The organism is Collimonas sp. (genome assembly GCF_044339385.1).
In the GTDB taxonomy this organism is placed as follows: domain Bacteria; phylum Pseudomonadota; class Gammaproteobacteria; order Burkholderiales; family Burkholderiaceae_D; genus Collimonas.
The window spans coordinates 1-6,445 of record NZ_JBIIVN010000150.1 but is presented as its reverse complement, the minus strand read 5'-3'; the positions used below and the strand labels follow the sequence as shown (position 1 = coordinate 6,445).

The 6,445-nt window shown below is 58.2% G+C and carries 4 protein-coding genes; 1 reads left to right on the top strand and 3 read right to left on the bottom strand.

Going from position 1 to position 6,445, the window contains the following annotated elements; all coding sequences use genetic code 11:
• Positions 1–384 precede the first annotated feature (384 nt).
• Positions 385–1,623 (bottom strand): collagen-like triple helix repeat-containing protein, encoded by a 1,239-nt coding sequence (locus ACIQ0R_RS10455; protein ID WP_395826943.1) that lies wholly within the window; start codon positions 1,621–1,623, stop codon positions 385–387.
• 460 nt (positions 1,624–2,083) lie between these two features.
• Here ACIQ0R_RS10455 and ACIQ0R_RS10450 point away from each other — a divergent pair, with 460 nt between their 5' ends.
• The gene (locus tag ACIQ0R_RS10450) at positions 2,084–3,037 is read left to right on the top strand and encodes a 5'-nucleotidase (RefSeq protein ID WP_395826940.1); all 954 of its coding nucleotides are present in this window, start codon (positions 2,084–2,086) and stop codon (positions 3,035–3,037) included.
• An 18-nt stretch (positions 3,038–3,055) separates the two neighbouring features.
• Here ACIQ0R_RS10450 and ACIQ0R_RS10445 read toward each other — a convergent pair whose 3' ends face one another.
• Together ACIQ0R_RS10445 and ACIQ0R_RS10440 are read right to left on the bottom strand one after the other, a co-directional pair.
• Positions 3,056–4,705: a 3-(methylthio)propionyl-CoA ligase gene (locus ACIQ0R_RS10445; RefSeq protein WP_395826937.1), complete on the bottom strand. Its 1,650-nt coding sequence runs from the start codon at positions 4,703–4,705 to the stop codon at positions 3,056–3,058.
• A gap of 205 nt (positions 4,706–4,910) precedes the next feature.
• A partial coding sequence (locus tag ACIQ0R_RS10440; protein WP_395826934.1) for a phosphate acyltransferase occupies positions 4,911–6,445 on the bottom strand: 1,535 nt, incomplete at its 5' end.

Genomic DNA, 6,445 nt, shown 5'->3' with positions numbered 1-6,445 from the left:
GCAGCATTCGACGCTTGGCTATCGTTCACCCTGCCAGTATTTAGATGACAGGCTCACTGAGCAACATCAGGAAAAACAGGCGGCATAAAAGCCACCTGTTGGAAGACGAAAAATCGAGGGAAGCTCACTTGCATCACATCGGTGCTGAGAAATTCCAGTGTGGGTGTCGCCGTGGCCGCTAGTGGGCTTGCGCCCAGAATCGAGGGAAGCTCACTGTTGCCCGGGACCATGAGTCGCCAATAAAGTAAAATATTAATTGGCCTGACGCAACTATATTATTCTGGCTTACGTTGTCATTTCGCCTCTGTTCAATTTGAACGATTCCTGCAAAGAAAAAACCTTGGCAAGCATCGCCAAGGTTTTTTCCAGCCGCCGTAGCAGCAATTATTTTTTGGTCAGACCACCGAGCACGCCGGTCAGCAATCCGCCTACCTGGCCGCTGGCTCCGGCGCCAGTGCCGGCCGTCACCGTACTGGTCAGGCCCGCCACCACGCCGGTTACCGGAGCCAGTGGATTGCTGCCGCTGGGTACACCGCCAAGCGCCCCGGTTACGCTACCCACCACGCCAGTCACCGGAGCCAGCGGGCCGCCGCCGGCGGTGCCGCTCAAACCAGCGCTTACGCCACCGATGACGCTAACCACCGGTGCCAGCGGGCCGGTAAGTGCGCCGCTAAGCGCATTATCGACCGGCTGCAACAAGCCACCAGTCTGACCGGCCAGTAACGGCTGCCCGGTATTCGTGATGCCATTCAGCGCCAGGCCGCCGACCGCGCTGCCGCCGTTTGTCACGACAGGACCGAGATTGCTGAGCACCGGCACGCCGGAATTTGTCAGGCCGGTGCCGGCATTGGCGACAGCGCTGCCAGCCACGCCGAGCAGCAAATTGGCCGGTTGATTCAATCCTGTGGCATTGCCGACTGTCTGCAACAGAGTTCCGGCAGTGCTGGTCAAAGGCGCGATCGCGGTACTGGCGGTTTGCGTCAATTGCTGTACCGGGCCGCTCGTCAACGCGCTTGTCACCACCGGTGCAACAGTACCGGAGACTGCGCCGCCTAACGTGGTGACCACACCACCGAGCGGTGCCGTCACCGGAGCAAGTGGGCTGAGCGGGCCGCTGCTGCCCAGACCGGTTACAGTCTGACCAACACTTTGTACGGTGGCGCCAACCTGAGCCACCGCAGTGCCGGCACTGGCAACCGTAGTACCAACCGGATTCGACGCTGTGCCGATCTGCCCCAGGCCGTTGGCTATGCCATCGCCAATCGTGCCGACGATGCCGGTGCCATTAGTCACCACTCCGTTCAGGCCGGCTTTGGTATCTGGACTCACCAGCGGAAGTTGGCCGATGATTGTGTTGCCTGCGGAACCGACTGCGCTGCCAACGCTGGATACTGTGTTGCCGGCGTTAGATATCAGACTGCTGGACGAGGCAGCAGGCGTCGTCGGTGTGGTCGGCGTAGTTGGGCTAGTCGGCGTGGTTGGCGTAGTACCAGGACCGGTGCCGGTTGAGGTGCCGCCGGTGCCAGCGCTGCTGGCCAGACCGCCGCTGCCGCTGCAGCCGGCGAGCAATGCTGTCAGCAACATGGATGCAGCAAAGACTCCGCTTTTTTTCGATGCTTTCATGATCTATATCTCCCGTTGTAATGAATCGGACAAGCGCTTTACGTGCTGCTATTCCGCAAGGAGCGTGCCAATCTGAAAAACGGCGGAAGCGGCTTGCGCGCGGCCCCGGCGGACTTCTCCAAATCTGGATAAAATCTTTAAAAATCAATGACTAACAAAAACTATCTAGAGTGAGTTGCGACAACACGCGTGGATGTTACGTGCGGTCGCGGTACGTAACATGTAACGTAACGGCCGGGAACAATCCATCTTCAACATACAACAAAAAATGATAAAGAAAACATTGCCAAAAAAGCTTTGTCCACCTTCGGGCCAGCCTGTAGCAACGCCTGCCCTATAATGAGCGCTCTCGGCTTTCGTGCATTACCGGACCATTGCCTGACAATCACCCGACCATTACCCGACCATTACCCGACCATTACCCGACCATCCCTCGACAATCACCCGAAGATCATCGACCATGCCTCAATCTCTGGATAATCTGCTGGTAATCGGCATATCGTCGCGCGCGCTGTTCGATCTGGAAGCGGAAGAAGCAATCTTCCGCACGCAAGGATTGGAAGCATATCGCCGTCATCAACTGATCAATGAAAACCAGATTCTCAAACCGGGCGCCGGCTTTGCGCTGGTAAGAGCTTTACTGAAACTGAACTTGCTAACGCCGGGCCGGCGCTTTGTTGAAGTGGTGATCATGTCGCGTAATTCCAGCGAGACTTCAATGCGTATCTTCAATTCGATCAAGCACTACGAGCTCGATATCACGCGCGCGGTGCTGTCCGGCGGCGCCTCGCTGGCGCCGTATTTGCAGGCGTTCAACGTCAGCCTGTTTCTGTCGCTGCATGAAGACGACGTGCAGGCAGCTATCAACGCCGGTGCGGCCGCGGCATTGCTATACCAGAAGCCCGACAACGTGCTGGAAGAACTGGATCAGATCCGCATTGCCTTCGATGGCGATGCCGTGATTTTTTCGGATGAATCAGAGCGGATTTACCAGAATGACGGCATCGAGGCATTTGCAAAGCACGAACGCGAGAACGCCATGCGGCCGTTACCGCGCGGCCCTTTCGCGCATCTGCTGATTGCGCTGTCGTATATCCAGAATAATTTCAAGAATGCCGACGGCCGCGCCGCGCCAATCCGCACCGCGCTGGTGACGGCGCGTTCATCGCCGGCGCACGAACGGGTGATCCGTACATTGCGCGCCTGGAACGTCGCCATCGACGAAACCTTCTTCATGGGCGGCGTCGTCAAATCGGATGTGCTGGCGGCGTTCAAGCCGCACATGTTTTTTGACGACCATCATGATCATTGCGACCGCGCCGCCAGCCGCGTACAAACCGGCAGGGTGCCGATCAGGCAGCTGGACCAGTCAGGCAAGTTGAATGACTCAGACAAATCGGATGAATCAGCATAACGTGCGCCGTTAACCGCCTCAGGCAGTGGGCAAGACATAGCCCTTGAATTGCTCGCGCAGCTTGTTCTTCAACAGCTTGCCGGTGGCGCCTAGCGGCAGGGCATCGACAAACGCCACATCGTCCGGGGTCCACCACCTGGCGACCTTGCCTTCGAAAAATGTCCACAGCTCGGCAGCGCTCACTGCCATCCCCGGCTTCCTGACCACCACCAGCAGCGGCCGCTCATCCCACTTCGGATGAAAAATACCGATGCAAGCGGCCATCTGCACCGCCGGATGCGCCATCACGATATTTTCCAGATCAATGCTGCTGATCCACTCACCTCCCGACTTGATCACATCCTTGCTGCGGTCGGTGATTTGCATATAGCCATCGGCATCGATGGTAGCCACGTCGCCGGTCGGAAACCAGCCGTCACGCAACACCTGGCCACCTTCGTTCTTGAAGTAAGCATTGACCACCCACGGCCCCTTGACCAGCAGATTGCCAAAAGTCTCTCCATCCCACGGCAGCGCGATGCCGGCATCGTCGACGATTTTCATATCGACGCCGAAAATCACATGGCCCTGTTTTTGCAACAGCAATTCCTGTTGCCTGAGCGGCAAGCTAACGGGTTTGGTCTGCAGGGTGCAAGTGGTGCCCAGCGGCGACAACTCAGTCATGCCCCAGGCATGCACCACCTCGACCCCGTAACGCTGCCGCAGGGTTTGCATCATCGCTGGCGGGCAAGCCGAGCCGCCGATAATGGTGCGCCTGAAACTGGAAAAGCTGAGGTCATTCTGTGCCATGTAGTTGAGCAGCCCGAGCCACACGGTTGGCACCCCGGCCGACACCGTTACCTGTTCCTGCTCGAACAATTCGTACAGTGATTTGCCATCCAGCCCGAGCCCTGGAAACACCATCTTGGCGCCGGTCAGCGGCACCGCATACGGTACCCAGGCATTGACATGGAACATCGGCACGACCGGCAGCACGGCATCGCGGCCGCAGATGTTCATGCTGTCTGGCATGGTCGAGGCATACGAGTGCAGTAGCGTCGAGCGATGCGAATACAGCGCTCCCTTGGGGTTGCCGGTGGTGCCGGAGGTGTAGCACAAACTGGAGGCGGAATTTTCATCGAACAAGGGCCAGGCATAATCGTCTGAACTGGCGGCCAGCAGCGCCTCATAGCACAGCAGATTGGGCAGTTTGCTGTGCCGCGGCAGGTCTTCGGGCGCGCACATGGCGATGTAGCCCTTGATGGTCTTGGCCAGCGGCGCCAGCGCCTCGACCAGCGGCAGGAAGCAGATATCAAACAGCAGATATTGATCTTCGGCGTGGTTGGCGATGTAGCCGATCAGGTCGGGATGCAGGCGCGGATTGAGCGTGTGCAGCACCGCACCCGAGCCGGATATGGCGTAGTAGGCTTCCATGTGCCGGTAACCGTTCCAGGCTAAGGTCGCGACCCGCTCGCCCATGCCGACGCCCAGCGCAGCCAGTGCATTCGCCAGTTGCCGTGCGCGGCGATGGCAATCGCGGTAGGTGTAACGGTGGAGGTCGCCTTCCAACCGGCGCGAGACGATTTCATTGCTGCCGAAATAACGATCTGCGTGCTGGATAATGCTGGAAATCAGCAACGGTTGATCCATCATTTGGCCCATCAACGGGCTCTTTGGATAATCTGACATCGCATCTCCTGATGTTGTAATTACTGCGGTTTTCTCACCGCTTTCCGCCAACGTATTATTTTCATTGCAATTTACACGCTTTCTCGATGCTGCGGCGAGCGCTCTGTAAAAAAACAAAAAGGGCCCGCTTTCAACGACGATGATTTGTCGCCAAAAGCGGGCCCTCCTTATTTGCTGCTCTTGCCAGGCTTAAGCCTGGCTTGACTTAACGTGCCGAGATCGCATCCACCACGCACAAGGCGGTCATGTTGACGATCCTGCGCACGGTGGCCGAAGGTGTCAGGATATGCACCGGCTTGGCGCAACCCAACAGGATAGGACCAACCGCGACGCCGTTGCCACAGGTGTTCTTGAGCAGGTTATAGGCGATATTGGCAGCGTCGATATTTGGCATCACCAACAAGTTGGCATCGCCCGTCAGCGGCGAATCCGGCATCAATTGACGACGCAATTCGATGTTGAGGGCGGTGTCGCCGTGCATTTCGCCGTCGACTTCCAGATCCGGCGCCATCTCCTTGATGATCGCCAGCGCGTTGCGCATTTTCAGCGCCGAAGCACTGTTGCTGGACCCGTAGTTGGAATGCGACAGCAATGCGGCACGCGGCTTGATGCCGAAGCGCAGCATTTCTTCCGCCGCCAGAATCGTGATGTCGGCCAGTTGCGCGGCGGTCGGCTCTTCGTTGACGTGAGTGTCAACCAATACCAATTGACGGTCAGCCAGAATCAGTGCATTCATGGCAGCGTAGACATTGACGCCTTCGCGACGGCCCAGCACCTTGTCGATGTAATTCAAATGCAGGCTGGTAGTGCCGTAGGTGCCGCAGATCATACCGTCGGCGTGGTCCTTGTGGATCGCCATCGAACCGATCAGTGTGTGACGCCGACGCATTTCCAGCTTGGCATACTGTTCGATCACACCCTGGCGTTTGGTCATCGCCAGGAATGTCTGCCAGTAATCGCGATAACGTTCGTCGAAATCCGGATTGATGACTTCGAAATCGACATTCATCTTCAAGCGCAAGCCGAACCGTTCAATGCGCTGTTGCAGCACCGCCGGACGGCCAACCAGAATCGGCCGCGCCAGGTTCTCATCGACCACAACCTGCACCGCGCGCAGTACCCGTTCTTCCTCGCCTTCGGCGTAGACGATGCGTTTCTTGTCGGCCGCTGCTTTCTTGGCGATCTGGAACAGCGGACGCATGAGCGTGCCGCTGCGATAGACGAATTGCTGCAGCTTGTCGATGTAGGCTTCCATGTCCTGAATCGGACGGCTGGCGACGCCGGAGGCAACCGCGGCCTTGGCCACTGCCGGCGCAATCTTGATCATCAGACGCGGATCGAACGGCTTTGGAATGATGTATTCAGGGCCAAACGCCAGGTTGGTAATGCCGTAGGTGGTGGCAACGATGTCGGACTGCTCGGCTTGCGCCAGTTCGGCAATCGCATGCACCACGGCGATTTCCATTTCGCGGGTAATGGTGGTGGCGCCGCAATCGAGCGCGCCGCGGAAGATGTACGGGAAGCACAATACGTTATTGACCTGATTCGGATAATCCGAACGGCCGGTCGCCATCACGGCGTCATCGCGTACGGCCTTGACTTCTTCCGGCAGGATTTCCGGGGTCGGGTTGGCCAGCGCCAGCACCAGCGGCCGCGGGGCCATCATCTTGACCATGTCTTGCTTCAGCACGCCGCCAGCCGACAGGCCGAGGAAAATATCGGCGCCCGGAATCAGCTCGG